We start from the raw sequence: 24,598 nt of genomic DNA, 5'->3' as shown, positions 1-24,598 counted from the left end.
CGGGCTTGGAGGTCATCCTTCGCACCTTCCCTCCGCCGGTATGATCCGGGTCAGGTTCAACGGGTCCGCTTGCGCATCTCAGCCCACCAGATCAACCGCTGGGCACCCCGAGGTATCAACAAGGATACGACCCTTGCAGGCAGGCGCAAGGGGCAATCGCAGGCCGCTCGCCCGGCGTGGTGCGCCCTTTGAACCCGCAGGATCATGAGTATTTTTGCCAAGATGAAAGGCAGGCGCTGTCCCATGGCTTTCATCCTGGTCTTGACTGCTCACATCCAGACCTCAATCACGCAGAGCCTCAGTCAGCCGAGCGCAGCGCGGCCAGTCCCTCGCGATAGGTGGGATACAGCAGCCGAACGCCCAGCTGTTCCTTGATCCGGTCGTTGCGCACGCGTTTCGACTCGGAATAAAAGCTGCGTGCCATCGGGGTCATGTCGGCCTGATCAAAGGGAACTGCGGGCGGCTCGGGCAGGCCGAGCAGGGCTGCGGCATAGGACAGCACGTCTTCGGGTGGGGCCGGTTCATCATCGCAGACGTTATAGGCCGCGTGCGGATTGGGGCGGGCGATGCTGGCGGCCAGCACCTGTGCGATGTCATCCACATGGGTCCGGCTGAAGAACTGGCCGGGCTTGATGATCCGCCGGGCGCTGCCGTCACGCACCTTTTCAAACGGGCCGCGACCGGGACCATAAATCCCCGCAAGCCGGAAGATATGCAGTGGCAAGCCGGTCTGCCGCCATTGCGACTCTGCCAGAACCCGTTGCGCCCCGCGCGGGCTGTCGGGAGTCAGCGGCGTGGTTTCATCCACCCAGCCGCCCTGATGGTCGCCATACACCCCGGTGGTGGACAGATAGCCAACCCATTCCGGCTGTGCGTCGGCGAGTGCGGGCCATGCCTGCAAAAACGGATCACCCGCCGCATCCGGGGCAGCAGAGGCGAGGATATGGGTCGCCCGTGACAATGCCGGGCCAAGGTCGCCGGGCCAGAGCAGCGGCGTGATGCCATCAGCCTTCATCCGTGCGGCCTTGGCCGGGCGCCGGGTGGTGCCGATAACGGACCAGCCCTGCGGGATCAGCAGGCGGGCCAGGGCATCGGCGCTGTAGCCATGCCCGAGAGAGAGCAGCGTTTTCATGCCCGCCACTATGGCGCGCATCGCGGCGGCTGCAACCACTTGATTGCAGCCGCGCTGACAGTCTCAGCCCTGTGCTTCCTGACACGCGATTGCTGATTCCAGCGCGCGCAGGGTGTCGGTCAGGTCGATCGACATGATCTCGCCCGCCTCGGTTGACAGGGTCAGGGTCTGTTTCGTCGCCACATCCAGCAGAAAGTCGGCACTGTCGAATTCGATGTCCACGCCGGGCAGGTTGTCGATGTGAATGCCCTTGCCTTCACCCTCATAAACCGAACCGTCGACATCCATCGACACCGGATACATTACATCGTCTTCCACACCTTCCCAGCCGTCATTCAGCGCCAGAATATAGCCATAGCCGGTATCGGGGGCAAAGCCGATGCGCACATCGGACCCGTCTTCAAACTCGGCATTGATCAGGCAGCCATTGCCGATGGTCGGATCAACCAGCACATCCCAGACCCCGACCGTATCATAGGTCATCAGAGTCTGGGCCGTCGCCATTGCCGAAAAGCCGGCCAAGGCCATTGTGGCGGCCAAAGAGATGCAAGCAGATTTCAATTCATACCCCTGAAGACTGTCATGAGCTGCATATTGCGCTCATCGGACAGCCCTCAGTATCAGGTCGGCAAAACCTTTCAATCGGGTTGCAGCATGTAGCCTTCGCCCCGCACCGTCTGCAGATAGCGCGGCTGCTTGGGGTCATCCTCGATCTTGCGGCGCAACCGGGTGATCTGCACATCCACCGCACGTTCCTGCGCGGCATCATCGCGGCCCAGATCGGCCACCAGCTTCTCGCGGCTGATCGCATGGCCCGGATGCGCCGAAAACAGCCGCATCAACGCCGCCTCGGTCGCGGTCAGCCGCACCGGATCGGGCCCGCGCCACAGCTCGCCCCGGTCCATGTCATAGCGCACCGGGCCCAGATGCAGCACCTTGGGCACCGTTTCGGTCCGCACCACCGGCACCCGGCGCAGAATCGCGTTGATCCGCAGCAGCAGCTCCTTTGGCTCGAACGGCTTGCCAAGGTAGTCATCCGCCCCGGCCTCGAACCCCTCGATCCGGCTTGCCGTCTCGCCCCGCGCGGTCAGCAACAGGATCGGCGTCTGCATCCGCTGCCGCAGCTCGCGGGTCAGGCTGATGCCGTCCATCCCCGGCATCATCACATCCAGCACGATCATGTCAAATTCCAGCCCTGCCAACAGCTTGCGGGCCTGCGCGCCATCGCGCGCGACTGTGACCAGAAACCCGTTGCGGATCAGGAACTTCTGCAACAGCCCCCGGATACGCTCGTCATCATCGACAACCAGCAGATGCGCGTCACCTTGGGTCATGCGCCGCTCTCCTTCAATCCTTGGTATTGCCGGCGCAATTCCGGGTCCATCATCGCCTCCAGCACTTGCCGGAACCCGGCCACTGCCTGCGGCCCCGCCGCCCGGTACGCCGCCCGCATCCGCGCGCGCTGTGCATCCGACAACTCCCGCTCCAGCTCCTGACCCTTTGGCGTCAGGTGCAGATGCCGCTCGCGCTTGTCGCGCCGTCCGACCCGCGCTTCGACCAGACCATCCTCGACCAGCGTCCGCAACACCCGGTTCAGAGATTGCTTTGTCACGCCCAGAATGGTCAGCAGGTTTGACACCGTGGTGCCCGGACTGCGATGAATGAAATGGATCGCCCGGTGATGCGCGCGGCCATAATCCATGCCTTCCAGAATGCGGTCGGGATCAGCGGTAAAGCCGCGATAGGCGAAAAACATCGCCTCGATGCCTTTGCGCAGCTGCTCATCTGTCAGAAACAGCAGGCTTTCGCCGCTGGGGGTCTGATCTGCCATGAATGCCTCCCTGCCTGACGGCGAAGTTACGTCAGCCTTGTTGACTTTCCAAGGACCAACTGATAGCTCGCCATCGGTTTTGCGCAATATTGTATCCGAAACGGACCAAATTCGCGCAACATTGTGAAAAGGCAGGGGGCATCATGGCTGGCTATGACGATCGTGACGGGTTCATCTGGATGGATGGCAAATTGGTAAACTGGCGCGATGCCAATGTCCATGTCCTGACCCATGCCATGCATTACGCCTCTGCGGTGTTCGAGGGCGAGCGTTGCTACAACGGCAAGATCTTCAAAAGCCGCGCGCATTCCGAGCGGCTGCGCAAATCCGGTGAACTGCTGGATATGGAACTGCCGTGGTCGGTCGATGAGATCGAGGCCGCAAAAGACGCGGTGCTGAAAGCCAACAACCTGACCGACGCTTATGTGCGCGCTCTGGCTTGGCGCGGCGCGGGTGAGGATATGGGCGTAGCCGCCAAGCGCAACCCGATCCGCATGGCGGTCGCGGTCTGGTCCTGGGGCAACTACTACGGCGACGCCAAGTTCAAAGGCGCGAAACTTGACATCGCCAAATGGAAACGCCCGTCGCCCGACACCACCCCGCACGCGGCCAAGGCTGCCGGCCTCTATATGATCTGCACCATGTCGAAACACGCGGCCGAGGCCAAAGGCTGCTCGGATGCGATGATGTTCGATTATCGCGGCTATGTGGCCGAAGCGACCGGGGCCAATATCTTTTTCGTCAAGGATGGCCAGGTTCATACCCCGATCCCCGACGCGATCCTCAACGGCATCACCCGCCAAACCGTGATCGGCATGCTGGAGGGGATGGGTATCCCGGTGGTCGAGCGCCGGATCGAGGCGTCAGAGCTGGAAAGCTTTGAGCAATGCTTCCTCACCGGCACCGCCGCCGAGGTCACCCCGGTCGGCCAGATCGGCGACTATAATTTTGAGGTCGGCGCGCTGTGCAAACAGGTCTCGCTGGATTACGAAAAGCTGGTCCGCGCCTGATACCGGGCAGCCACGATATCGAAAAGGGCGCCTCCGGGGCGCCCTTTTTGCATCTGCTCTGTCCGTCTGGCAGACGTCGCCTGCTCAGGCCGTCCGCCCCCGCGCGATGCGCAGGAATTGCGTCAGCCGGGTGGCGCTTACGGGCGCGTGGGTGGCGTGGAATGCGTCCCGCTTGGGGCGGGCCAGCCGCAGGAAATGTGCGGTCTTGCTGCCGGTGCTGGGGGCGCGGGTGTCGGCCAGATGGCGGCCCTTGGGGTCACGGTGCATGCTGTCCTCCAAAACTGTTGCGGGCGACCATCCTACCCCAGAATCAGCAGAACGCCAAACGCCCGCGCAACTGCGCGGGCGTGGCTCCGGCGTAAACCGGCTCAGGCCAGTTCGGTTTCAACTTCGATATTGCCCTTGGTCGCGTTGGAATAGGGGCAGATGAAATGGCCACGCTCGACCATCTTCTCGGCCACCGATTTCTCGACGCCCGGCAGCTTGACCACCAGCTTGACCTTCAGCCCAAAGCCGCCGTCGCTGCGCGGGCCGATGCCGACATGCGCGTTGACGGTTGCATCATCGGGCACCGTGCCCAGCTTTTCACTGCTGGCGGCAAAGCGCATCGCGCCCAGATAGCAGGCGGCATAGCCAATCGCGAACAGCTCTTCCGGGTTGTGCCCCGCGCCGTTGCCGCCCAGCTCTTTCGGGCTGGTCATTGTGACCGTCAGTTTGCCATCGGCCAGCTTGGCCAGACCATTGCGGCCACCGCCGGTGGCCTGTGCTTCGGTCCAGTACTTCGGATCTACAGACATCTGATTTCCCTTCGTTTGCGATTTAATCGTATGCGATTGATATAGCCGGGTCGCTCGCCCCAGTCAACCCGCTTGCGATTTAATCGCGCGCGACTATATTGCCTGCATGACACTCGCCCTGCCTGACATGATCTGTTTTGCGCTGTATTCGGCGACCCATGCCATGCAGCATGTCTACAAACCCCTGCTCGACGATCTGGGCCTGACCTATCCGCAATACCTCGTGCTCACAGCATTATGGACGCAGGACGGGCAGACCGTCGGCGCTCTGGGCCGTCAGGTGCAGCTCGAATCGAACACGCTCACCCCGCTTCTGAAACGGCTGGAAGAGCGTGGGCTGATCACCCGCACCCGCAGCGAGACCGACGAGCGACAGGTCAATATCACCCTGACCGACCCCGGCCGCACGCTGAAAGCCCGCGCCGCGCATATCCCCGCCTGCGTGCTGGAAAAATCCGGCCTGTCGCTTGATGATCTGACGCGGTTGCGCGACCAGATCACGACCCTGCGTGATCATTTGCGCGCGGGTTAAAGCCGCGTCACCGCCCAACGCGCGGCATCGGCCACCGCCACATCGGCATCGTCACACAGCCCCTGCGCCACGGCTTTCAACGCAAGCTCACCCGAATTGCCAATCGCATACAGCACGTTGCGCACAAACCGCCCACGCCCGATCCGCTTGATCGGGCTACCCACAAACCGTGCCCGGAAGGCCGCGTCATCCAACACCGCCAGCTCCGCCAAAGGCGGCGCGCCATGCCGGGGCGCATAGCCGATGTCGCTTGCGGCCTTGGCAAACTTGTTCCACGGACAGACCGCCAGACAGTCATCGCAGCCGTAAATCCGGTTGCCCATCAACCCGCGCAACGCCTCATCCACCGGGCCGGAATGCTCGATTGTCAGATAAGAGATACAGCGCCGTGCATCCAGCTGATAGGGCGCAGGGAAAGCCCCGGTCGGGCAGATCGTGAGGCAAGCGGTGCAAGACCCGCAATGGCTGACCTCTGCCGCGTCCTTTGCCAGATCGAGCGTGGTAAAGATCGCGCCCAGAAAAAACCAGTTGCCCAGATCGCGGCTTAACAGATTGGTATGCTTGCCCTGCCAGCCCAAACCCGCCGCTTCGGCCAATGGCTTTTCCATCACCGGGGCGGTGTCGACGAACACCTTGATCTGACACTCTGCCTGATCAATCAGCCAACGCCCCAGCCGTTTCAGCCGCCGCTTGACCAGATCGTGGTAATCCTTGCCCTGCGCATAGACCGAGATCACGCCCCGGTCGCGCTGCTCCAGCAGCGGCAGCGGGTTCTCCTCCGGTGCATAGCTTTCGGCCAACATGATCACCGACCGCGCCTCGGGCCACAGCGCGCTGGGGTCGCCGCGCCAGGCCATCCGCTCGGCCATCCAGCCCATTTGCCCGTGCCGGCCCTGCGCCACAAACTCCGCCAGCCGCGCGGCCACCTGCGGCACGGCACCCGGCGCGGTCACCCGCATCGCCGAAAACCCTTCCCCAAGGGCGCGGGCGTGCAATCGTGATTTCAGATCATCGGTCATGGTCAGCAGCATAGCGCCGCACGGTGCCAAGGGCCACGCCCCCCGTGCCTTGAACTTCCCGCCCCGCCCTGAAACACTGACCAGCCTGAACCACATGCCGGAGCCTGCGTCTTGCGAACCCGTCCGTTTCTCCTTGCCGCCGCTGCGCTGGTTGTCCTTGCTGTCGGCGTCTTTGGCTATACCAAGGCCATGGCGCGCATCGCCTCTGGCACACCCCCGGCCTATGCCGCGGCCGAGCAACAGGCCGACAGCATCGCCGTCTCCAAGTCCGACCGCAAAATGTACCTGCTGCGGGGCGACACTGTGCTGAAAACCTATGACATCGCCATGGGGTCCGCCTGGGATCAGGGCCACAAGCAACGCGAAGGCGATATGCGCACGCCCGAGGGCAGCTATGTGATCGACTGGCGCAACCCCAGCTCCATCGCCCATCTCAGCCTGCACATCTCCTACCCCGACACCACCGACAGCGCCGCTGCCGCACAGGCCGGATACAGCCCCGGCGGCAATATCATGATCCACGGCCTGCCCAACGGCTGGGGTGCCTTTGGCCGCCTGCATACGCTGCTGAACTGGACCGACGGATGCATCGCCGTCACCAACGCCGAGATGCAGGAAATCTGGTCCCTGACCCCGACCGGCACCCCGATCACCATTCATGCCAGCTGGGTGCCGTAGGTGTGGCAACGCTCTGTGGAGTTTCCACGCAGCGCGCGTGCTGGTGAAAGACGCCAGACCTGCCTACCCCCGGACAGAATCAGTTGGCTTCAGGCGGTCAATCGTTAACAACACCTTAATTTCAGTGAGTTAAGGTGTTGAATTACTTATATAAATTATCCTGTAACACAGTGGGAACCCACCCCCTTCATTCCCCGCCCGTTTTCCCCTAAACCAGCAGCAATAGGGGAGACCGCCATGAGCCTGAACACCTTCGGCCACCTGTTCCGTGTGACCACCTGGGGCGAAAGCCACGGCCCGGCCATCGGCTGCACCGTCGACGGCTGCCCCCCCGGCATCCCCCTGACCGAGGCCGATATCCAGCCTTGGCTGGACAAGCGCAAGCCGGGGCAGAACAAGTTTACCACCCAGCGCAAAGAACCCGACGAGGTCCGCATCCTGTCCGGCGTGTTCGAGGGCCGCACCACCGGCACCGCCATCCAGCTGATGATTGAAAACACCGACCAGCGGTCAAAGGATTATGGCGACATCGCTCAGGCTTTCCGCCCCGGCCATGCCGACATCACCTATCACCAGAAATACGGCCACCGCGACTATCGTGGCGGCGGGCGGTCTTCGGCCCGCGAAACCGCCTCCCGCGTGGCCGCAGGCGGCATCGCCCGCGCCGCCCTTGCGGCGCTGATGCCGGGGCTGCAGATCACCGGCTACATGGTCCAGATGGGCCCCCGCGCCATCGACCGCAGTCGCGTCGATCTGGCCGAGGTGGCAAACAACCCGTTCTGGTGCCCCGATCCCGTGGCCGCGACCGACTGGGCAGCCTATCTGGATGAGCTGCGCCTGTCGCACAACTCGGTCGGCGCGGTGATCGAGGTGATCGCCACAGGTGTGCCCGCCGGTCTTGGCGCGCCACTGTATGCGAAGCTCGACAGCGATCTGGCCTCTGCGATGATGAGCATCAACGCGGTCAAAGCGGTGGAGATCGGCGACGGCATGGCCGCCGCAACGCTGACCGGCGTGGACAACGCCGACGAGATCCGCATGGGTCCGGACGGGCCGGAGTTTCTGTCAAACCACGCGGGCGGCATTCTGGGCGGCATCTCGACCGGACAGCCGGTCATCTGCCGCTTTGCCGTCAAGCCGACCTCAAGCATCCTGACCCCGCGCCAGACCATCAACCAGCGCGGCGAAGAGATTGACCTGATCACCAAGGGCCGCCACGACCCCTGTGTGGGCATCCGCGCGGTGCCGGTGGGCGAGGCGATGATGGCTTGCGTGCTGCTGGACCATCTGCTGCTGGATCGCGGCCAGACCGGCGGCCAGCGTGGCGTGATCGGCTAGGGCCGCGCCCCGACAGGCGGCAGGCTCACCGGCTTTGGCAGAGTGACTGGCGCAATCAGGCGCTTCAGATCTGACAGTCGCATGGCATCTCTCCCTCTGAGGATGCCCGCAGAATGCCGTGGTGCCCGATCACAGGCCAGCAAAGCTTGCGTGAAGATTGTTTCAGACCGGGCGACGGATCACCGCCCGCTGATGCGGCGCAGAATGCGGCGTGGCAAGCTGCCCACGCGTGGGAGGGGAGGGCTTTCGACGGGCGTCGAATACCGCCGTACCCCCTCTGCCCAGGCCTGCCCGACATAGGGGCCATAATGTTCCTCAAGGAAGGTCGAAAATCGCATGGCAAAGTCTGATGGGACCAGCTGATACGATTGCTTGTCCCATCCGAAGTAAAACCCCTCGCACAGCTGGGCGGCAAAGGCGCGGCGGGTTTCGGGCACGCGCAGCGCAAAGATATTGTGGCTGATCTTGCGCGACTTCATCACCTCGCGCCCGCGGGCCTGACTGGCATCATCGGGATAGATCCGGGTGGCTGGCGGTGCGAGCGCAAGTACCATCTTTGGCCCGTTGGCATAGGCATTGCCCTGCGCGGTGCGGAACATCTGAAGGTCGTGGTGAATGATGATGCCGCCCGGCTTCATCAGAGGCAGCACGCCCAGCGTATCAATCAAGGGCCATGGGTGCTTGTGGGCGGCATCAATGAAACACAGGTCGATCTGCCCGTCGATTTGGCCTGCCACGTCCAGACAGGTCTTGCCCCGGTTTACCGTCACGCTGACACCGGGATGCGGCGGCGCTTCGGCCAGCAGATAGCCCACCGGCTTTTCGGGGTTCACATAGTAGTGCTCCATCAGGTCAAAGCTGTTGAGCGTGCCACCCCCGGCTGACGACATCAAAGCGGCGAGAATGCAGCTGGACATGCCGCTGGCGCAGCCGATTTCAACCACGTTCCGGGGCCGGTGCTGTGCGATCAGATCCGCGATAAAGGCGACATCCTGCCCGTCGATTGCGCCCATTTCGCCAAACCAGCGGGCATTGAACCATTCGGCAAGCTCGGTTGAAATCATACTGCACCCCTGATCATACCGCACCATAACCCAACCGGCACTTTGCATTCACCCATTATCGCCAGTCTGACATTGGCAAAGCCAGACTGTCGTGCCACGATACCCCCCGATGCAACAAGCGGTTTGTCGTACGCCGAGCGCATCTGGTTGCCGGTCGCATGGAAAAGGGGCGCCCGATGGGCGCCCCTGCGTAACCGACTTGCGGAAACGACTGAAAATATCAGGCGTTGACGCTGTCTTTGAGGGCCTTGGCGATGGCGAATTTCACTTGCTTGTCAGCGGGCTTGGTCATGGTTTCGCCGGTGGCAGGGTTGCGGACTTGACGCTCGGGGCGGGCCTTGCAGGCCATTTTTCCCAGACCCGGCAGGGTGACTGCGCCGCCAGCAGCGACTTCACGGGTCACTACGTCGATGATGGCATCCAGTGCCGAACCAGCGGTTTTCTTGTCGGCGCCCATGGTCTCGGCGATTGCTGCCACGAGTTGGGTTTTTGTCATCGGTTTCGTCGTCATGTTCTTCTTCCTTATTGCAGGCCGCCGCCATTGGACGGGCCGGAGATGTTGGTTGGCCGTTACCGGCGACGGGTTCCGCTACACAGGTTTTTTCTGCACAGATCAAGCCCAAACCGTGCGGCGGGGTTGAAAATGAGCGGTTATAGGAAGGCGGTTTCCTCAAAGCTGCGCAACTTGCGGCTGTGGATGCGCTCAATCGGCATCAACCGCAGGCGTTCCATTGCACGGATGCCGATCTGCAGATGGCGGCTGACCTGAGTCTTGTAAAAATCGCTGGCCATGCCGGGCAGCTTCAGCTCGCCATGCAGCGGCTTATCCGAAACGCACAGCAGGGTGCCGTAGGGCACCCGGAACCGGAAGCCGTTTGCTGCAATCGTGGCGCTTTCCATATCCAGCGCAATCGCGCGCGATTGGGACAGGCGTTTGACCGGGCCGGACTGATCGCGCAGCTCCCAGTTGCGGTTGTCGATAGTGGCCACGGTGCCGGTGCGCATGATGCGTTTGAGCTCATACCCCTCCAGCTGGGTCACCTCGGCCACGGCTTCCTGCAGCGCGATCTGGATCTCGGCCAGCGCCGGGATCGGCACCCAGACCGGCAGATCGTCGTCCAGCACATGGTCTTCGCGCAGATAGGCATGGGCCAGCACGAAATCACCCATCGACTGGCTGTTGCGCAGTCCTGCGCAATGGCCGACCATCAGCCAGGCATGCGGGCGCAGCACGGCGATGTGGTCGGTGGCGGTCTTGGCATTGGACGGGCCGACGCCGATGTTGACCAGCGTGATGCCCTGCCCGTCGGCGCGTTTCAGGTGATAGGTCGGCATCTGCGGCAGCTTGGCGACCGGGTTCAGCACGCCATCGGCGGTGGTGATGATCTGGTTTCCGGTGGCGACAAAAGCGGAGTAGCCCAGCGCCGGATCGGCCAGTACCTGCCTTGCGTAAGCCTCGAATTCATCGACATAAAACTGATAGTTGGTGAACAGCACATGGTTCTGGAAATGCTGCGGATCGGTGGCGGTGTAATGCGCCAGCCGTGCCAGCGAATAATCCACCCGCTGCGCGGTGAACGGGGCCAACGGCATCGAGCCGTCGGGGTTTTCGGTGCGCATGCCGTTGACGATATCATCATTGGTGGTCGCCAGATCCGGCACGTCAAACACATCGCGCAGGCTGAATTCCAGCACACCCTCTTGCGGGACCGACACGGCGGGATTTCCTGCAACCGCGAAATGCACCGGAATCGGGGTTTCGGACGGGCCGATCTGAACCGGAACGCCGTGGTTTTCCATCAGCAGGGTCAGCTGCTGGATCAGGTAATTGCGGAACAGGTCGGGGCGGGTGACCGTGGTGGCATAGGTGCCGGGGCTGGCAACATGGCCAAAGGCCAGACGCGAGTCGGCCTTGGTGTGGCTGGTCACCCGCAGGCGGATTTCCGGGTAGAAGGCGCGAATGCGGGTGTCGGGCTTGCCCTTGGTGACCGTGGCGCTGAAATGATCCGCCAGATAGGCGGTGGCTGCGGCGTAAAGCTCTTCAAGCCGGTCAACGGCGGCGGCGGCGTCGGTAAAATCCTGCGCGGCGGGCAGGTCTGGCGTCTGTGGGGCGGTTCCGTCTTGCATAACATCTCTCGTCAAATGATCCGGCATATAAGCCGAAACGAGGGGAGTCGCGCAAGTGAAGCCTTGATGAAGGCCGGGAAACCGGGTGAAACCGCGCGTTTGCCGGTCTGGCGCGGGTATGATCGGTGTATGGATTACGTATGGCAAACGTCATGACGTTTGTGCGGGGCTTGCGGGGGCGGGTTTTTCGCCTCCACGCATTACCGCAGCGGCAGTTCCGCCACCACACGCCGCGCGGCCTCTGCCGGGTCTTTGGCCTGCCAGACCGGACGCCCGACGACGATGTGATCGGCCCCGTCCGCAATCGCCTGCGCCGGGGTGGCGATGCGTTTCTGGTCGCCGCTGTCGCTGCCAGCGGGGCGGATGCCGGGAGTGACGATCAGCTTGCCCGCCGCTTCGGGCAGGGCGCGGATCAGCGCGGCCTCTTGCGGGCTGGCGATCACACCATCGGCTCCGGCGGCCAGCGCGCGGGCGGCGCGTTCCAGCGTGATGGCGTGAATGTCGCCCGGCTTGATGCAGTTGTCATCCAGATCGCGGCGGTCGAGTGAGGTGAGGATGGTCACCGCCAGAATCTTGAGCCCGGTGCCCCCTTTGCCCTCTTGCGCGGCGCGGACCACCTGCGGGTCGCCGTGCACGGTCAGGAAATCGAGGTCATATTGCGCGATGCCCCGCACCGCGGCCTCGACCGTGGCGCCGATGTCGAACAGCTTCATGTCCAGAAAGATGCGCTTGCCGTGTTCCTGCTTCAGCTCGTTGGCCAGCGCAAAGCCACCGCCGGTCAGCATGCCAAGGCCGATCTTGTAAAAGCTGGCGGCCTTGCCGATGCGGGCGGCCAGTTCCAGCCCCTGCACCACATTGGGCACATCAAGCGCCACGATCAGGCGATCATCGGACATGGGCAAGTCTCCTGTGCTGGGTGCAACGCGTCTTGCGGTCACAGGCAAGTGGTGTCAAGCCATAGCCGGACGGAACAAGGGGCGTGCGATGATCCTGTGCTTTGACATCGGTGGTTCGCGGATCAAGGCGGCACTGGCGACAGCGGGGCGGATCACGCCATTGGGCGATTGTCCGACGCCGGGGGCGGATTTCGATGCGTTTCTCGCAGCCTTGGACGGGTATGCCGGTGGTTCTGCGTTGCAGGGCGTGGCGATTTCCATCGCCGGTGTGGTCGCGCCGGAAACCGGGCGGATCAAGGTGGCGAATATCCCTTGCGCTGATGGCCGGGTATTGTCGGATGAGATTTCCGCCGCGCTGGGCCTGCCGGTTCTGGTGCTGAACGACGCCGATTGCTTTGCGCTGGCCGAACAGCGGCAGGGGGCAGGGCGCGGGCACCGCACGGTGTTTGGCGTGATTCTGGGCACCGGCGTGGGCGGTGGTCTGGTGATCGACGGGCGGCTGGTGCAGGGCGCGGGCGGTTTTGCCGGGGAATGGGGGCATGGCGCGGTGGTGGCGGCACCCTGGAACCTGCAATGCGGCTGCGGTTTGCGCGGCTGTGTCGATGCGGTCTGCGGGGCGCGGGGGCTGGAAAAGCTGCACCATGGTTTGCATGGTGAGGCAGCGGCCTCGACCACGATTCTTGCCGATTGGCAGGCGGGGGACGCACGGGCCGGGCAGACCGTGGCGCTGTGGCTGGATCTGATCACGCCGCCGTTGGCTTTGGTTCTGAATGTGGTCGGTGCGTCGGTGGTGCCAGTCGGCGGCGGGTTGTCGAATGTGCCAGCGCTGTTGGAAGCGCTGGATCAGCGGCTGCGCGCGGCGATCCTGCGGCAGACCGATGCGCCGCTGGTCGTGCCCGCGCTGTGCCGCCCCGAGCCGGGGCTGATCGGCGCTGCGGAAGCCGGGCGGGAGGCCTTTGCGACATGACGGTGTTGATTGAAGTCTGCGTGGATACCACCGAAGGGCTGGCCGAGGCGATCCGGGCCGGGGCCGGGCGGATCGAGCTGTGTTCGGCGCTGGATATTGGCGGGCTGACACCTTCGGTCGGGATGATGCGGCGAGCGGCGGGGGCAGGGGTGCCGATTTACGCGATGATCCGGCCACGGTCTGGCCATTTCGTCTGGTCGCCGGATGAAATCGCGGTGATGGAAGCCGATATCGAGGCGGCTTATGCCGCCGGGATGCAGGGCGTGGTGCTGGGGGCCAGCAGGCCGGACGGGCGGCTGGATACCGATGTGCTGGGCCTCTTGATCGCGCGGGCAAAAGGTATGGGGCTGACGCTGCATCGCTGCTTTGATCTGGTGCCCGACTTTTCCGCAGCGCTGGAAGAGGCGATCGAACTGGGCTTTCATCGCATCCTGACCAGCGGCGGCGCGCGCACCGCTGCCGAAGGGGCGGATCGTCTGGCCAGCCTGATGGCACAGGCGCGGGGGCGGATCATCATCATGCCCGGCGCTGGTATATCTGCCGAGACCCTTGCGCCGTTGCGCAGCCTGCCGCTGCGCGAGGTTCATGCCTCGTGCTCGGCGCCGCTGATCGACTCGGGGCCGGTGGTGGATTTTGGCTTTGCCGCGCGGGTGGGGCGGCGCACCGATGGCGGGCGGCTGCGTGATCTGCGGGCGGCGTTGGCCGAGCCTGCGGCGCGATAGCGCATGGCTTGACGCAACCGCGCGAAACGCAGAGTCTTTTGTAAAAGACAAGGGTTGCGGCAAAAGACAAGGGTTGAGCGAGGCAGGTATGGATTTCACAGTTACATTTGACCGTCCGGCAGAGGGTCCGAAATCCGGCCCGCTGACCGTGGGCTGGTTTCTGACATCGGACAAAGGCGCGGTGATGTATGACCCGCCCGAGCGGATTATGTTTCGCCAGACCAACAAGGCCCATGCCAAGAGCGCCAGCCGCTGCCCGGCGGTGATTCAACTGGAAAGCCGGTATTTCATGGTGAAATGCCCGTTTGACCTGCACATCGGCTTCAAGCGCGACGACAAGGGCAAGCCGATGCTGGTCAACCGTGCCGGCACCGCCAGCCCGGTACGGGGCAACAAGCTGGGCGATCTGCTGACATTGGTGAACGAGGCCGAGTGGCGCTATCCCGACCGGCCCACGGTGCAGCTGATGCTGCCTTACTGCTTCATCGCCGACGAGATGTGCTACATCACCCAGCTTGGCACTTTCGCGCATTACCGCAAAGACCCGCTGCCCGGCACGATCTTTGGCGGGCGGTTTCCGCTGAATGTCTGGCCGCGCCCCTTGATGTGGGCGTTTGAATGGCACGAGCCGGAAAAGGATATCATCGTGAAACGCGGCGAGCCGCTGTTCTATTGCCAGTTCGAAGGCGATGATCCCAGCCGCGCGGTGCAGGTGGTGGAGGCCGAGCGCACGCCGGAGCTGGAGGCCTATATGGAAAAGATCGGCGGGGTGGTGAATTACGTCAACCAGACCTTTGGCCTGTTCAAGGCGGCCGAGGCGATGCGCCCGGCCCGGCTGCTGAAGCCAAAGACCCGCGAATGAGATCTTCGCTGGAGATCTGGGATCTGGCGCGGGGGGAGCCTCGGGTGGTGTTGCAGACCGACCGCCATATCGAGGCCCCGAACTGGTCGCCCTGTGGCCGCTATCTGCTGGTCAATGGCGAGGGCGGGTTGTTCCGCGTGCCGCTGGAGGCGCCCGCCTTGCAGGCGATTGATCTGGATGGCGTCGGGCGGCTGAACAACGACCACGGCATCTCGCCCGATGGCAAGACCTGGGTGATCTCCAGCCATCATCGCGGTTTCGGGTCAGAGATCTGGCTGGTGGCGGCGGGCGGTGGCGTGCCGTGCCGGGTGTCGCCTGACGCGCCAAGCTGGTGGCATGGCTGGTCGCCCGTTGGCGCAACGCTGGTGTATGTGGCGGCGCGGGGTGGTCGCCTTATCGACGTGTATACCCTGCCGGTCGCGGGCGGCCCGGAAACCCGGCTGACGAAGGGCGAAGGGCATTGCGACGGCCCGGATTATAGCCCGGATGGCCGCCAGATCTATTACAACTGTGACCGCGACGGTCATGCGCAGATTTGGGTCATGGCGGCGGATGGCAGCGGTCAGCGCAAGCTGTTTGCCGATGATCATGTCAACTGGTTCCCGCATCCGTCACCCTGCGGGCGGCATGTGATCTATCTGGCCTATCCGCCCGGCACCCTTGGCCACCCTGCCGATCTGCCGGTGGCGATCTGCCGGATGGACCCGGAGGGCGGCAACCGGCAACGGCTGGTCGAGATCAACGGCGGGCAGGGCACCATGAACGTGCCGAACTGGGCCCCGGATGGCAGCGCCTTTGCCTATGTGCGCTATGCGCTGCCGGGGTAGGGGTCAGGTGACTGGCCCTTCGGACTTCAGCGGCGGCGGGGTTGATACCGTGCCGTCATGCGCCCAGACCGCAATATGCTTTGGGTCGCCCCAGACCGAGACATGAACCTCGGGGCCAAAGCCCGGTGCGGTCAGATGTTCTGGCGTCAGGCCGACAATGCGCACCCGCAACAACTCGCCCCGTTCCACCGCTGGTGCGATCAGGGCACTGGCCTGCGGCCCCAGAACGCCGATCAGCAGCGTCACCTGTCGCGGGATGAACCCCAGAAAGCGGCGGCTCAGCCGGGCAAAGACGCCAACGCGCCCATCGGGCAACGGGTGAAGTTCGGCCTCGCTGCCGATCGACAGGCCGGTGCGCGCGACATGCACCGAGATGTCATGCACGGCAGCCTTGTGAATCAGGGGTTGTAACAGATCATACATAGAGCGCCCTTTCGCGGCAGAAGCGATCCGGCTGCTCGTCCGTTCGCCCGTTCTTTGCCGCAAGTGTCTGCACCCCGGCGCGCTGGTGCAACCCATGGTGCGGTTTCGCGGGCAGATCCGACCTATTCCCGCCGATCCGGCCCCGCGTTATCGGCGGATTTGTTCCACCTGCAGCGGGTCAACCCCTCGCGTCCCGCCAATGTCGTTGACGCCCGACACCTGAGACAATCGGGCGCGGGAGAATCTGTGCCGCCGGTCTGTGGCAATCTTGCATCAAGCCCTGTGGCATCCCATGTCTGATCCGAGGCCGAAGTTCCATGTGCCAGTGTTGGGCGTGGGCGAGCGGTGCCAGCAAAAGGAGAATGACCGATGAACCTGGAAAAGTTCACGGAACGGTCGCGCGGCTTCCTTCAGGCCGCGCAAACCATTGCAATGCGGGAAAGCCATCAGCGCCTGACGGCCGAGCATTTGCTGAAAGCGATCATGGATGACGATCAGGGCATGGCCGCCAACCTGATCCGCCGCGCCGGGGGCGAACCCGCGCGGGTGATCGACGCGGTCGATGCCGCACTGAAAAAGCTGCCGCGCGTGTCCGGCGATGCGCAGCCATTCACCGATTCCTCTCTGGTCAAGGTACTGGACGAGGCGGAAAAGCTGGCGAAAAAGGCCGGTGACAGCTTTGTGCCGGTCGAACGCATTCTGATGGCTTTTGCCATGGTGCCGGGCGCGGCCAAGACCTGCCTTGATGCCGGGGCGGTCACGCCGCAAAAGCTGAACGCCGCGATCAATGACATTCGCAAAGGCCGCACCGCCGATACGGCGAGTGCCGAACAGGGCTATGATGCGCTGAAGAAATATGCGCGCGATCTGACCGAGGCTGCGGCAGAGGGCAAGATCGACCCGATCATCGGCCGGGATGAGGAAATCCGCCGCACCATGCAGGTGCTGTCGCGGCGCACCAAGAACAACCCGGTGTTGATCGGTGAACCCGGTGTCGGCAAAACCGCGATTGCCGAAGGGCTTGCCCTGCGCATCATCGACGGCGACGTGCCGGAGTCGTTGCGCAACAAGAAGCTGATGGCGCTGGACATGGGTGCGCTGATCGCCGGGGCCAAATATCGCGGCGAGTTTGAGGAGCGGCTGAAAGCCGTGCTGAACGAAGTGACTTCGGCTGATGGTGAGATCATCCTGTTCATCGATGAGATGCACACGCTGGTCGGCGCGGGCAAATCCGATGGTGCGATGGATGCGGCCAACCTGATCAAACCCGCCCTGGCGCGGGGGGAGTTGCATTGCGTCGGCGCCACCACGCTGGATGAATACCGCAAATATGTCGAGAAAGACGCGGCCCTCGCCCGCCGGTTCCAGCCGGTGATGGTGAATGAGCCGACGGTCGAGGACACGATTTCTATCCTGCGCGGCATCAAGGAGAAGTACGAGCTGCACCACGGCGTGCGGATCTCCGACTCCGCGCTGGTGGCGGCGGCCACCCTGTCGCACCGCTACATCACCGACCGCTTCCTGCCCGACAAGGCGATCGACCTGGTGGACGAAGCCGCCAGCCGGTTGCGGATGGAAGTGGATTCCAAGCCCGAGGAACTCGACCAACTCGACCGGCAGATCCTGCAATTGCAGATCGAATCCGAGGCGTTGAAGAAAGAAGATGACGCCGCCAGCCGGGATCGTCTGGAAAAGCTGGAGCGTGAACTGGCCGATCTGAAAGAACAATCCGACTCGATGACCGCCAAATGGCAGTCGGAGCGCGACTCGCTGGAGGCCGCGCGGGATCTGAAAGAGCACCTCGAGCGCGCCCGCGCCGAGCTGGAACAGGCCAAGCGCGAGGGCGATTTCGCCAAGGCGGGTGAACTGCAATACGGCACCATTCCGGGGCTGGAGAAAGCGCTGACCGAGGCCGAGGCGCGGGAGGGCGATGCGCTGGTTTCCGAAGCGGTGCGGCCCGAGCAGATCGCCGAGGTGGTGGAGCGCTGGACCGGCATTCCGACCACCAAGATGCTGGAAGGTGAGCGGGAAAAGCTGCTGCGGATGGAGGAAGAGCTGGGCAAGCGGGTCGTTGGCCAGCACGCGGCGCTTGTCGCGGTGGCCAATGCTGTGCGCCGGGCGCGGGCGGGGTTGAATGACGAGAACCGTCCGCTGGGCTCGTTCCTGTTCCTTGGCCCCACGGGCGTGGGGAAAACCGAGCTGACCAAGGCGGTGGCGGAGTATCTGTTTGACGATGACTCGGCCATGGTCCGCATCGACATGTCGGAGTTCATGGAGAAGCACGCGGTCAGTCGGCTGATCGGCGCTCCGCCCGGCTATGTCGGCTACGATGAAGGCGGGGTGCTGACCGAGGCTGTGCGGCGCAGGCCGTATCAGGTGGTGCTGTTCGATGAGGTCGAAAAGGCGCACCCGGATGTGTTCAACGTGCTGTTGCAGGTGCTGGACGATGGGGTGCTGACCGATGGGCAGGGGCGGACGGTGGACTTCAAGCAGACGCTGATCATCCTGACCTCCAACCTTGGGGCGCGGGCCTTGTCGGAGTTGCCGGAAGGGGCGGATCAGGCGCTGGCACGGGCGGAGGTGATGGAGGCGGTGCGGCAGCACTTCCGGCCGGAGTTTCTGAACCGGCTGGACGAGCAGGTTATCTTTGACCGCCTGAACCGCGCCGATATGGCGGGGATCGTGCTGATCCAGATGAAGCGGCTGGAGAAACGGCTGGCGGCGCGCAAGATCACGCTGGAGCTGGATGATGCCGCGCGGGCCTGGCTGGCGGATGAGGGATACGACCCGGTGTTCGGGGCGCGGCCGCTGAAGCGGGTGATCCAGCGGCACCTGCAAGACCCTCTGGCCGAGATGATCCTGTCGGGCGACGTGCTGGACGGGGCGACGGTGGTGGTCGGGGCCGGGCCGGAGGGGCTGACCATCGGCGACCGGGTCTCGGCCAGCCGCCGGGTGCGTCCGGTGGAGGCTGTGGTGCACTGATTGGTGGGGGACTGACCTCTGCCCGCACCTTCCCCCTGTGTTACAGGGGGAAGGTGTTTTTGTTTTCAAGGGGTTAGGGGTGTGGAATTAGGGAGTTGTTAAGGTTTGGGGTGTGGGGTGGTGGGTGAATCACCCACCCTACGCGTCTGAAACCTCTCTACGGTTGCTGATGAGATTCGTAGATTAAGAAAGGTGGAAAGATGCTCGAAGCAATGGTAGTTTGGATGGATGCCTCAGACTGTTGTAATGGAGAATAGAAGTTCGATGATCCCTCAAACAGTACTCATTGGCCTTGTAGTTGCTGTTGTGGGCTACTTCTTGCAGCAAAGATCTTGGCGAAATAGTAAGCGTGAGGAAATCCGACAGAAAGAGTTCGAAGAATGCATCAAACTCATAGAGGCATTGGCACGTGTGTTTGATAAAAGGATTGCGGCAACTTCTGAATTTCTTGGGTTGGTAGATTCTGATAAAGTCAAAAAGGAGGATTATGATAAGTATAAAAGTTGCGTGTTTGATTGGATGCACGAGTTCTCAACATTCAAGTCAAAGATTTTTCATTACTTTGGTAGGTCGAAGATGGCTGACTTTGAATACGTGGTTCATGATTCTTTGAGGGAGGTTAGTGATGTTATATTGAGGACTCATAAATATGGAAAGTCACAACTTAGTTCTGCTCATAAACTGGAGCACGACGAAGTCCGTGAAAAAATGAATATATCGCGCCATAGGGCATTTAGATTTCTGAGAGAGTTAAATGATATGGTTTCGAATGAAGAGATCGGACGAACTGCCCTATACAATAACATCAATACTGGAAGTTTGGAATTTACTTCCAAAATCTACTTGCTTCAGAGGCTTTTTGGTTTAAAAGCTTGAGCTTTTGCGGCGACCTTCATTCTGAAACGAACTCGACCTGCCCACCGCGGCGCAATTTTTTGGCCAATATCAAGAATTAAATCGGGATCTCTGCTGGGATAATGCGGGGAGTTATAATATTCTTCCCAGACAGATTTTGGAAATGGAAGTGGGAAGAGACAAGCAATGAAAGAAGATTGATGCGAATCTAGGTGTGTTGCTGGCAGAAGAAAACATTTTTGCGATGCAATTTCACAGCCTTCCATGTGGTGTCCCAGATAAGCGTTATGAATATAGTAACTAAGTATTTCTCGTTTTGACTTATGATAATTTATAAGATACGCTAAAATTAGCTCTTTAAGTTTTCTGGAGAAAGTCCGGTCTGATCGACGCGTCGAAATTCTAACAATTTGTTGATCAATTGTACTAATTCCGCCGATCGCACCCTTTTTAATAAATCTTTTTGCGCCACGCGCCAAAGCCCGGAGCTCAATGCCGCTATGCGAGAAAAATCTACGATCTTCAAGATAGAGAATCGTCAGCTCGAGTCTTGTTAGCTCGGTGTGGTATGTATCAATTGAATGAGAAAATCCGAGATCAGAATTTATTGATATATTATGTTTAAGTTGGTCAAGGTCTCGGTTTAAGCCAAGAAGAAACCGCTTAATACTTATGGAGGCTCTCGGTGCGAATTTATTCCGATCACTTATTCTCATGAACTGCTCACATATCTCTTTGCTAGAGTACACTGTACAACTAATACAAAATAATCAAGCGGAACTAGGTCAATTCATGGTACTAGAAGGCAGCACGCCTTGAGGTTTCCTCTCTCCCCCCCTCACTCACTCTGAAACCACCGTTCTACATAATCCATCACGTCATCCATCATCCCGCCCTTGCGCGCCTCTGGTCCTGAAAACCGCAGCAAATACCCGTGGGGGGTGAGTTCGCGGCGGATGGTGAGGCCTTTTTTCAGGTGCAGCAGGCGGCGGGGGCGGGGGGTGTCTCCGGTGGTTTTGGCGGTGGTGCTTTCGGTCAGGATCGGCAGGATGGCCTGCCACTGGGTGTCGAGGCTGGGCGCGCGCAGCGGCTCCAGCGCGGCGAGCAGCAGGTTTTCCCAGCCGTTGCGCACGGCGATGGCGATGCGGTCGAGCTGGCGGCTGGAGAGCTGTTCGGGCGTCTTGAGGGTGCCGCCGAGCGCCTCGATCACGTCGACATGGCTGCGCATGCGGTAGTGCGACTGGCGCGAGAGCATGGGGAAGAGGGCGGCGATGGCGGCGTCGGGGGTGGGGTAGTAGAAGCCCTGTACCGCGGTCATGACGAGGCGGGCCTTTTCCCACGGGCTGATCTGGACACGGATCTCATTCTCGCCGACCATTTCGGCAAAGGCCTGATCATAGGTCTCCGGTGTGCGCACGAAGGCGGGCACAGTGGTGTGCCCAAGGCGGGTGACCGCGGTGAGGCGGCGAAAGCCCGAGATGAGGCCGTAGAGGAACGGGGGTTTCGGGCTGGATTGGGCAAAGACCTCGATCGGCTGGCGCAGGCCGCTGTCGCGGATCGAGTCTTGCAGGGTGGTGATGTCGGCTTCGGCCATCACGCGGCGGTCGCGGGGGAGGGCGTTGGCGTCGATCTGAGCAATCGGGATCAGGCGGAGGTCAGCGTTGGCGCGGGGGGTGGTCATGCGGCGGCTCCTGTCGGTGAGGGCTGCAAGCATGACGCGGGGTGGTTACCGCAGGGTTCGGGGGGCGCACGGTGCGCCCCCCAAGGGCCGGTTACATCGGGGGCATGATGACGGTGTCGATCACGTGGATCACACCATTGGAAGCCTCAATATCAGCGGTGGTGATGGTGGCGCCGTTGACCTTGGCACCGCCGTCGAGCGTGATGGTGACATCGGCGCCGTTGACGGTGGCAGCGGTCTGGCCTTCGGTCAGGTCGGTGGACATGACTTTGCCCGGCACGACGTGATAGGTCAGGATCGCGGTCAGCTGATCCTTGTTTTCCGGCAGCAGGAGGGTGTCGACGGTGCCTGCGGGCAGGGCGGCGAACGCCTCATCCGTGGGGGCGAAGACGGTGAAGGGGCCCTCGCCCTTGAGCGTCTCGACCAGACCGGCTGCGGTGAGCGCTGCGGCGAGGGTGGTGAAGGTGCCGGCCTCGACTGCGGTGTCAACGATGTCCTTGCTGTGGTTGTCAGCAAAGGCAGGGGCCGCGAAGGCAAGGGCGGTTGTCATGGCAAGAAAGGTTCTGCGGATCATTGGTGTCACTCCCGTTTGATCATCGCCTGGATTGGCCTGCCGTATATGGCGCAGATGGGCGGTCCGATCAGGGCAACATTCGGGTGAGTGCGGCTTGCCTGACGGGGCGCGGGCGCTAAGCCGGGGGTTGTGGCGGTTTCCAGTCAAAAACCTGTGACGCGGGGTGATCGGGCGTGAGCGCGATGTTACAACGCCATCCCGCAGCTGTGAGCAGGTTTGCTTTGATTTTTGCGCTCGGGCAGTCATTCTGGCGCAAAAGCCAGGGGAGTTATGGTCATGGTGCGTGGGTTGAGCTGGTCGGATGTGACGCCAAAGCCGCAATGGCTGAACCGGCGGCAGCTGATGGCGGGGGGGGCTGCGCTGCTGGCGACTCCGGCATTGGCAAAGATCGAGGCGGCGAAAAGCCGGTTTTCCACCGATGCCGCACCGAACACGCTGTCCGAGATCACCACCTATAACAACTTTTACGAGTTCGGGTGGGACAAGGGCGACCCGGCCCGCAACGCCCGTCTGCTAACCACCGACCCCTGGGCGGTGGAGATCAGCGGTCTGGTCGACCGCCCCGGCAGCTACGGTCTGGACGACATTCTGAAGGATGCGCCGCTGGAGGAACGGATCTACCGCTTCCGCTGTGTTGAGGCCTGGTCGATGGTGATTCCGTGGATCGGGTTCGAGCTGGCGCATCTGCTGAACAAGGCCGGGGTGCAGCCCGGTGCGAAGTATGTCGCGTTCGAGACGCTGGTGCGCCCCGAAGAAATGCCGGGCCAAACCACCCGCAGCCTTGACTGGCCGTACCGCGAAGGTTTGCGGCTGGATGAGGCGATGCATCCGCTGACGATTCTGGCGACCGGTCTTTATGGCGAGGCGATGCCAAACCAGAACGGCGCGCCGATCCGGCTGGTGGTGCCGTGGAAATATGGCTTCAAGTCGATCAAGTCGATTGTCAGCATCCGCCTGACCGATACCCAGCCGGAAACCACCTGGAACATGCAGAACGCTCGCGAATACGGCTTCTATAGCAATGTGAACCCCGAGGTGAGCCATCCGCGCTGGTCTCAGGCCAGCGAACGGCGGGTCGGGGCCGGCATCTTTGCCGGGCGCGAGGATACAGTGATGTTCAACGGGTATGGTGCAGAGGTGGCCGGGCTCTATGCCGGGATGGACCTGAGCAAAGACTATTGATGGCGCTGAGCTGATGGCTGCTGTGACCGACCGCATCAACGGGCTTGCCCGCCGCATCCCGACCGGGGTGGTCTGGGCCGGGGCCACGATCCCCTTTGTCTGGCTGGTCTGGGCTGCGGCCACCAACCAGTTGGGCGCGGACCCGGTCAAGGCGATCGAGCTGAAGCTGGGTCTGTGGGGGCTGCAGTTTCTGCTGGCCTCGCTGTGCATCACGCCGTTGCGGCGGCTGGGGCTGAACCTTTTGCGATTCCGCCGTGCGCTGGGGGTGATGGCCTTCTTCTATATTGCGATGCACTTTCTGGCATGGGTGGTGCTGGATATGGGCCTGCGCTGGGACGAGATCCTGCGCGATCTCTATAAGCGGCCCTATATCATCCTCGGGATGGTGGGGCTCCTGGCGATGCTGCCGCTGGCCGTGACCTCGACCAATCCCGCGATCCGGCGATTGGGACCGGCCCGATGGCGGCGTCTGCACCGGCTGGCCTATGTGGCCGCAATGGCGGGGGCCGCGCATTTCGTGATTCTGGTAAAGGGCTGGCCGGCCGAGCCATTGCTGTATGCGGGGGCTGTCGCGGCGGTTTTGCTGGTGCGGGTGCGACTGCCCCGGCCGCTGCGGGCCTGAGTCTGTGGATAACTGGTCCTGCGGGGAAAACGGCGATGCTGCAGGCGCAAGAAAGTTGCCGCAATGCAGGATCACTTGTGTCCAAAATTACTCCAACCCCTAGATTTTGAGCGTTTTTTGGGCTTTGTGAAAAAAATGCGACTGCCTGCGATTTTTGCTCTTGCGGGTTCCGCGCGCTCTCCGTAAATACCGCCTCACCGAAGCGAAACAGCGACGGTGACGGACGGAAGCGAAGACGACGGAACGCGGAAACGCAGACCAGATAGCGGAGCGGAAGGCCGGAAATTCTGAAGATACGGCGGTTCGGGAAACGCTAAGAGATTAGCGCCTCGATTTTGTTTTGTCTTCATGCTCTTTGAAAATTGAATGTGATGAAGGGATATGTGGGCGGTTTGGGCGCATCGGCGTCTGACACGTAGCATATCTGCCCGGCAGGGGAGAGACCGAGAGGTTTCCGACCGATGACCCGGGGAAAGC

Annotated in this window: 27 protein-coding genes and 1 riboswitch; of the genes, 12 read left to right on the top strand and 15 right to left on the bottom strand. The window is 62.2% G+C overall.

What is annotated here, in order from left to right; all coding sequences use genetic code 11:
* Positions 1-10: 10 nt before the first annotated feature.
* Positions 11-120, bottom strand: a riboswitch (TPP riboswitch).
* A gap of 178 nt (positions 121-298) precedes the next feature.
* From D1012_RS08870 to D1012_RS08855, 4 genes are all read right to left on the bottom strand, one after another.
* Positions 299-1,132 carry an SDR family oxidoreductase gene (locus tag D1012_RS08870; protein WP_118151791.1) on the bottom strand — a complete coding sequence of 278 codons (834 nt, stop codon included), beginning with the start codon at positions 1,130-1,132 and terminating at the stop codon, positions 299-301.
* Positions 1,133-1,195: 63 nt separating this feature from the next.
* Positions 1,196-1,693, bottom strand: a complete 498-nt coding sequence (locus D1012_RS08865) for a hypothetical protein (protein WP_199489463.1) — start codon at positions 1,691-1,693, stop codon at positions 1,196-1,198.
* 77 nt (positions 1,694-1,770) lie between these two features.
* The gene (locus D1012_RS08860) at positions 1,771-2,466 is read right to left on the bottom strand and encodes a response regulator (protein WP_118151272.1); all 696 of its coding nucleotides are present in this window, start codon (positions 2,464-2,466) and stop codon (positions 1,771-1,773) included.
* Complete coding sequence (locus D1012_RS08855) at positions 2,463-2,963, bottom strand: MarR family winged helix-turn-helix transcriptional regulator (RefSeq protein ID WP_118151270.1); 501 nt, start codon at positions 2,961-2,963, stop codon at positions 2,463-2,465. Before D1012_RS08855 ends, D1012_RS08860 begins: the two co-directional genes overlap by 4 nt.
* Before the next feature lie 143 nt (positions 2,964-3,106).
* Here D1012_RS08855 and D1012_RS08850 point away from each other — a divergent pair, with 143 nt between their 5' ends.
* Positions 3,107-3,973 (top strand): branched-chain amino acid aminotransferase, encoded by an 867-nt coding sequence (locus D1012_RS08850; RefSeq protein WP_118151789.1) that lies wholly within the window; start codon positions 3,107-3,109, stop codon positions 3,971-3,973.
* Positions 3,974-4,057: 84 nt separating this feature from the next.
* Here D1012_RS08850 and D1012_RS08845 read toward each other — a convergent pair whose 3' ends face one another.
* Positions 4,058-4,240: a hypothetical protein gene (locus D1012_RS08845; protein ID WP_118151787.1), complete on the bottom strand. Its 183-nt coding sequence runs from the start codon at positions 4,238-4,240 to the stop codon at positions 4,058-4,060.
* Positions 4,241-4,341: 101 nt separating this feature from the next.
* A complete protein-coding gene (locus tag D1012_RS08840; protein ID WP_118151267.1) occupies positions 4,342-4,770 on the bottom strand; it encodes an organic hydroperoxide resistance protein in 429 nt (142 codons plus the stop codon).
* A 106-nt stretch (positions 4,771-4,876) separates the two neighbouring features.
* Between D1012_RS08840 and D1012_RS08835 the strand changes: the two genes are divergently transcribed.
* Positions 4,877-5,302, top strand: a complete 426-nt coding sequence (locus tag D1012_RS08835; RefSeq protein ID WP_118151265.1) for a MarR family winged helix-turn-helix transcriptional regulator — start codon at positions 4,877-4,879, stop codon at positions 5,300-5,302.
* Here the strand turns inward: D1012_RS08835 and queG are convergent.
* Positions 5,299-6,321 carry a tRNA epoxyqueuosine(34) reductase QueG gene (gene queG, locus D1012_RS08830; protein WP_118151785.1) on the bottom strand — a complete coding sequence of 341 codons (1,023 nt, stop codon included), beginning with the start codon at positions 6,319-6,321 and terminating at the stop codon, positions 5,299-5,301. The genes D1012_RS08835 and queG overlap by 4 nt on opposite strands.
* Positions 6,322-6,432: 111 nt before the next feature.
* Between queG and D1012_RS08825 the strand changes: the two genes are divergently transcribed.
* Together D1012_RS08825 and aroC are read left to right on the top strand one after the other, a co-directional pair.
* Positions 6,433-6,999, top strand: a complete 567-nt coding sequence (locus D1012_RS08825; protein ID WP_233517067.1) for a L,D-transpeptidase family protein — start codon at positions 6,433-6,435, stop codon at positions 6,997-6,999.
* Positions 7,000-7,236: 237 nt separating this feature from the next.
* Positions 7,237-8,337, top strand: a complete 1,101-nt coding sequence (gene aroC, locus D1012_RS08820) for a chorismate synthase (protein ID WP_118151263.1) — start codon at positions 7,237-7,239, stop codon at positions 8,335-8,337.
* Positions 8,338-8,516: 179 nt separating this feature from the next.
* Here aroC and D1012_RS08815 read toward each other — a convergent pair whose 3' ends face one another.
* The 4 genes from D1012_RS08815 to pyrF all read right to left on the bottom strand — a co-directional run bounded on the left by D1012_RS08815 (position 8,517) and on the right by pyrF (position 12,424).
* Positions 8,517-9,401: a class I SAM-dependent methyltransferase gene (locus D1012_RS08815; protein WP_158569277.1), complete on the bottom strand. Its 885-nt coding sequence runs from the start codon at positions 9,399-9,401 to the stop codon at positions 8,517-8,519.
* Positions 9,402-9,621: 220 nt separating this feature from the next.
* Positions 9,622-9,912 carry an HU family DNA-binding protein gene (locus tag D1012_RS08810; protein WP_118151259.1) on the bottom strand — a complete coding sequence of 97 codons (291 nt, stop codon included), beginning with the start codon at positions 9,910-9,912 and terminating at the stop codon, positions 9,622-9,624.
* A gap of 140 nt (positions 9,913-10,052) precedes the next feature.
* The gene (locus D1012_RS08805) at positions 10,053-11,528 is read right to left on the bottom strand and encodes an AMP nucleosidase (protein WP_118151257.1); all 1,476 of its coding nucleotides are present in this window, start codon (positions 11,526-11,528) and stop codon (positions 10,053-10,055) included.
* 200 nt (positions 11,529-11,728) lie between these two features.
* Positions 11,729-12,424 (bottom strand): orotidine-5'-phosphate decarboxylase, encoded by a 696-nt coding sequence (pyrF, locus tag D1012_RS08800; protein ID WP_118151255.1) that lies wholly within the window; start codon positions 12,422-12,424, stop codon positions 11,729-11,731.
* An 88-nt stretch (positions 12,425-12,512) separates the two neighbouring features.
* Between pyrF and D1012_RS08795 the strand changes: the two genes are divergently transcribed.
* From D1012_RS08795 to D1012_RS08780, 4 genes are all read left to right on the top strand, one after another.
* Complete coding sequence (locus D1012_RS08795; protein ID WP_118151253.1) at positions 12,513-13,391, top strand: ROK family protein; 879 nt, start codon at positions 12,513-12,515, stop codon at positions 13,389-13,391.
* Positions 13,388-14,113 (top strand): copper homeostasis protein CutC, encoded by a 726-nt coding sequence (locus tag D1012_RS08790; protein WP_118151251.1) that lies wholly within the window; start codon positions 13,388-13,390, stop codon positions 14,111-14,113. Before D1012_RS08795 ends, D1012_RS08790 begins: the two co-directional genes overlap by 4 nt.
* An 88-nt stretch (positions 14,114-14,201) precedes the next feature.
* On the top strand, positions 14,202-14,975 hold the full coding sequence (locus D1012_RS08785) for a hypothetical protein (RefSeq protein ID WP_118151781.1): 774 nt from the start codon (positions 14,202-14,204) through the stop codon (positions 14,973-14,975).
* Positions 14,972-15,802: a TolB family protein gene (locus D1012_RS08780; protein ID WP_118151249.1), complete on the top strand. Its 831-nt coding sequence runs from the start codon at positions 14,972-14,974 to the stop codon at positions 15,800-15,802. The genes D1012_RS08785 and D1012_RS08780 overlap by 4 nt, the downstream gene beginning before the upstream one ends.
* Before the next feature lie 3 nt (positions 15,803-15,805).
* Here the strand turns inward: D1012_RS08780 and D1012_RS08775 are convergent, their stop codons facing one another.
* A complete protein-coding gene (locus tag D1012_RS08775; protein ID WP_118151247.1) occupies positions 15,806-16,225 on the bottom strand; it encodes a hypothetical protein in 420 nt (139 codons plus the stop codon).
* Positions 16,226-16,594: 369 nt separating this feature from the next.
* Between D1012_RS08775 and clpB the strand changes: the two genes are divergently transcribed.
* Entirely contained in the window at positions 16,595-19,207 is a 2,613-nt protein-coding gene (clpB, locus tag D1012_RS08770; RefSeq protein WP_118151245.1) for an ATP-dependent chaperone ClpB, read from the top strand.
* A gap of 264 nt (positions 19,208-19,471) precedes the next feature.
* Complete coding sequence (locus tag D1012_RS22390) at positions 19,472-20,083, top strand: hypothetical protein (protein WP_158569275.1); 612 nt, start codon at positions 19,472-19,474, stop codon at positions 20,081-20,083.
* Here the strand turns inward: D1012_RS22390 and D1012_RS08765 are convergent.
* From D1012_RS08765 to D1012_RS08755, 3 genes are all read right to left on the bottom strand, one after another.
* Positions 20,056-20,778 (bottom strand): biosynthetic peptidoglycan transglycosylase, encoded by a 723-nt coding sequence (locus tag D1012_RS08765; RefSeq protein ID WP_147335650.1) that lies wholly within the window; start codon positions 20,776-20,778, stop codon positions 20,056-20,058. The two genes, D1012_RS22390 and D1012_RS08765, sit on opposite strands and share 28 nt — an antisense overlap.
* Before the next feature lie 122 nt (positions 20,779-20,900).
* Positions 20,901-21,743, bottom strand: a complete 843-nt coding sequence (locus tag D1012_RS08760; RefSeq protein ID WP_158569273.1) for a ParB/RepB/Spo0J family partition protein — start codon at positions 21,741-21,743, stop codon at positions 20,901-20,903.
* 91 nt (positions 21,744-21,834) lie between these two features.
* Positions 21,835-22,317 carry a fasciclin domain-containing protein gene (locus D1012_RS08755; protein WP_118151237.1) on the bottom strand — a complete coding sequence of 161 codons (483 nt, stop codon included), beginning with the start codon at positions 22,315-22,317 and terminating at the stop codon, positions 21,835-21,837.
* Positions 22,318-22,596: 279 nt separating this feature from the next.
* Between D1012_RS08755 and msrP the strand changes: the two genes are divergently transcribed.
* Both msrP and msrQ read left to right on the top strand, forming a co-directional pair.
* Positions 22,597-23,499 (top strand): protein-methionine-sulfoxide reductase catalytic subunit MsrP, encoded by a 903-nt coding sequence (gene msrP / locus D1012_RS08750; RefSeq protein ID WP_118151779.1) that lies wholly within the window; start codon positions 22,597-22,599, stop codon positions 23,497-23,499.
* 13 nt (positions 23,500-23,512) lie between these two features.
* Entirely contained in the window at positions 23,513-24,121 is a 609-nt protein-coding gene (gene msrQ / locus D1012_RS08745) for a protein-methionine-sulfoxide reductase heme-binding subunit MsrQ (protein WP_118151235.1), read from the top strand.
* Positions 24,122-24,598: the final 477 nt, after the last annotated feature.

It is taken from the genome of Pseudotabrizicola alkalilacus (assembly GCF_003443995.1).
Lineage (GTDB): Bacteria > Pseudomonadota > Alphaproteobacteria > Rhodobacterales > Rhodobacteraceae > Pseudotabrizicola > Pseudotabrizicola alkalilacus.
This window is presented reverse-complemented; position numbering and strand designations above follow the sequence as displayed.

Excerpts from the sequence above, each read along its gene's own strand:
- D1012_RS08810 (WP_118151259.1), bottom strand. The coding sequence starts at position 9,912 with ATGACGACGAAACCGATGACAAAAACCCAACTCGTGGCAGCAATCGCC.
- msrQ (WP_118151235.1), top strand. The coding sequence starts at position 23,513 with ATGGCTGCTGTGACCGACCGCATCAACGGGCTTGCCCGCCGCATCCCG.
- D1012_RS08760 (WP_158569273.1), bottom strand. The coding sequence starts at position 21,743 with ATGACCACCCCCCGCGCCAACGCTGACCTCCGCCTGATCCCGATTGCT.
- D1012_RS08795 (WP_118151253.1), top strand. The coding sequence starts at position 12,513 with ATGATCCTGTGCTTTGACATCGGTGGTTCGCGGATCAAGGCGGCACTG.
- D1012_RS08855 (WP_118151270.1), bottom strand. The coding sequence starts at position 2,963 with ATGGCAGATCAGACCCCCAGCGGCGAAAGCCTGCTGTTTCTGACAGAT.
- D1012_RS22390 (WP_158569275.1), top strand. The coding sequence starts at position 19,472 with ATGATCCCTCAAACAGTACTCATTGGCCTTGTAGTTGCTGTTGTGGGC.
- D1012_RS08790 (WP_118151251.1), top strand. The coding sequence starts at position 13,388 with ATGACGGTGTTGATTGAAGTCTGCGTGGATACCACCGAAGGGCTGGCC.
- aroC (WP_118151263.1), top strand. The coding sequence starts at position 7,237 with ATGAGCCTGAACACCTTCGGCCACCTGTTCCGTGTGACCACCTGGGGC.
- D1012_RS08775 (WP_118151247.1), bottom strand. The coding sequence starts at position 16,225 with ATGTATGATCTGTTACAACCCCTGATTCACAAGGCTGCCGTGCATGAC.
- queG (WP_118151785.1), bottom strand. The coding sequence starts at position 6,321 with ATGACCGATGATCTGAAATCACGATTGCACGCCCGCGCCCTTGGGGAA.
- D1012_RS08870 (WP_118151791.1), bottom strand. The coding sequence starts at position 1,132 with ATGAAAACGCTGCTCTCTCTCGGGCATGGCTACAGCGCCGATGCCCTG.
- D1012_RS08780 (WP_118151249.1), top strand. The coding sequence starts at position 14,972 with ATGAGATCTTCGCTGGAGATCTGGGATCTGGCGCGGGGGGAGCCTCGG.
- clpB (WP_118151245.1), top strand. The coding sequence starts at position 16,595 with ATGAACCTGGAAAAGTTCACGGAACGGTCGCGCGGCTTCCTTCAGGCC.
- D1012_RS08765 (WP_147335650.1), bottom strand. The coding sequence starts at position 20,778 with ATGAGAATAAGTGATCGGAATAAATTCGCACCGAGAGCCTCCATAAGT.
- D1012_RS08860 (WP_118151272.1), bottom strand. The coding sequence starts at position 2,466 with ATGACCCAAGGTGACGCGCATCTGCTGGTTGTCGATGATGACGAGCGT.
- pyrF (WP_118151255.1), bottom strand. The coding sequence starts at position 12,424 with ATGTCCGATGATCGCCTGATCGTGGCGCTTGATGTGCCCAATGTGGTG.
- D1012_RS08845 (WP_118151787.1), bottom strand. The coding sequence starts at position 4,240 with ATGCACCGTGACCCCAAGGGCCGCCATCTGGCCGACACCCGCGCCCCC.
- D1012_RS08785 (WP_118151781.1), top strand. The coding sequence starts at position 14,202 with ATGGATTTCACAGTTACATTTGACCGTCCGGCAGAGGGTCCGAAATCC.
- D1012_RS08835 (WP_118151265.1), top strand. The coding sequence starts at position 4,877 with ATGACACTCGCCCTGCCTGACATGATCTGTTTTGCGCTGTATTCGGCG.
- D1012_RS08850 (WP_118151789.1), top strand. The coding sequence starts at position 3,107 with ATGGCTGGCTATGACGATCGTGACGGGTTCATCTGGATGGATGGCAAA.
- D1012_RS08815 (WP_158569277.1), bottom strand. The coding sequence starts at position 9,401 with ATGATTTCAACCGAGCTTGCCGAATGGTTCAATGCCCGCTGGTTTGGC.
- D1012_RS08755 (WP_118151237.1), bottom strand. The coding sequence starts at position 22,317 with ATGATCCGCAGAACCTTTCTTGCCATGACAACCGCCCTTGCCTTCGCG.
- D1012_RS08840 (WP_118151267.1), bottom strand. The coding sequence starts at position 4,770 with ATGTCTGTAGATCCGAAGTACTGGACCGAAGCACAGGCCACCGGCGGT.
- D1012_RS08805 (WP_118151257.1), bottom strand. The coding sequence starts at position 11,528 with ATGCAAGACGGAACCGCCCCACAGACGCCAGACCTGCCCGCCGCGCAG.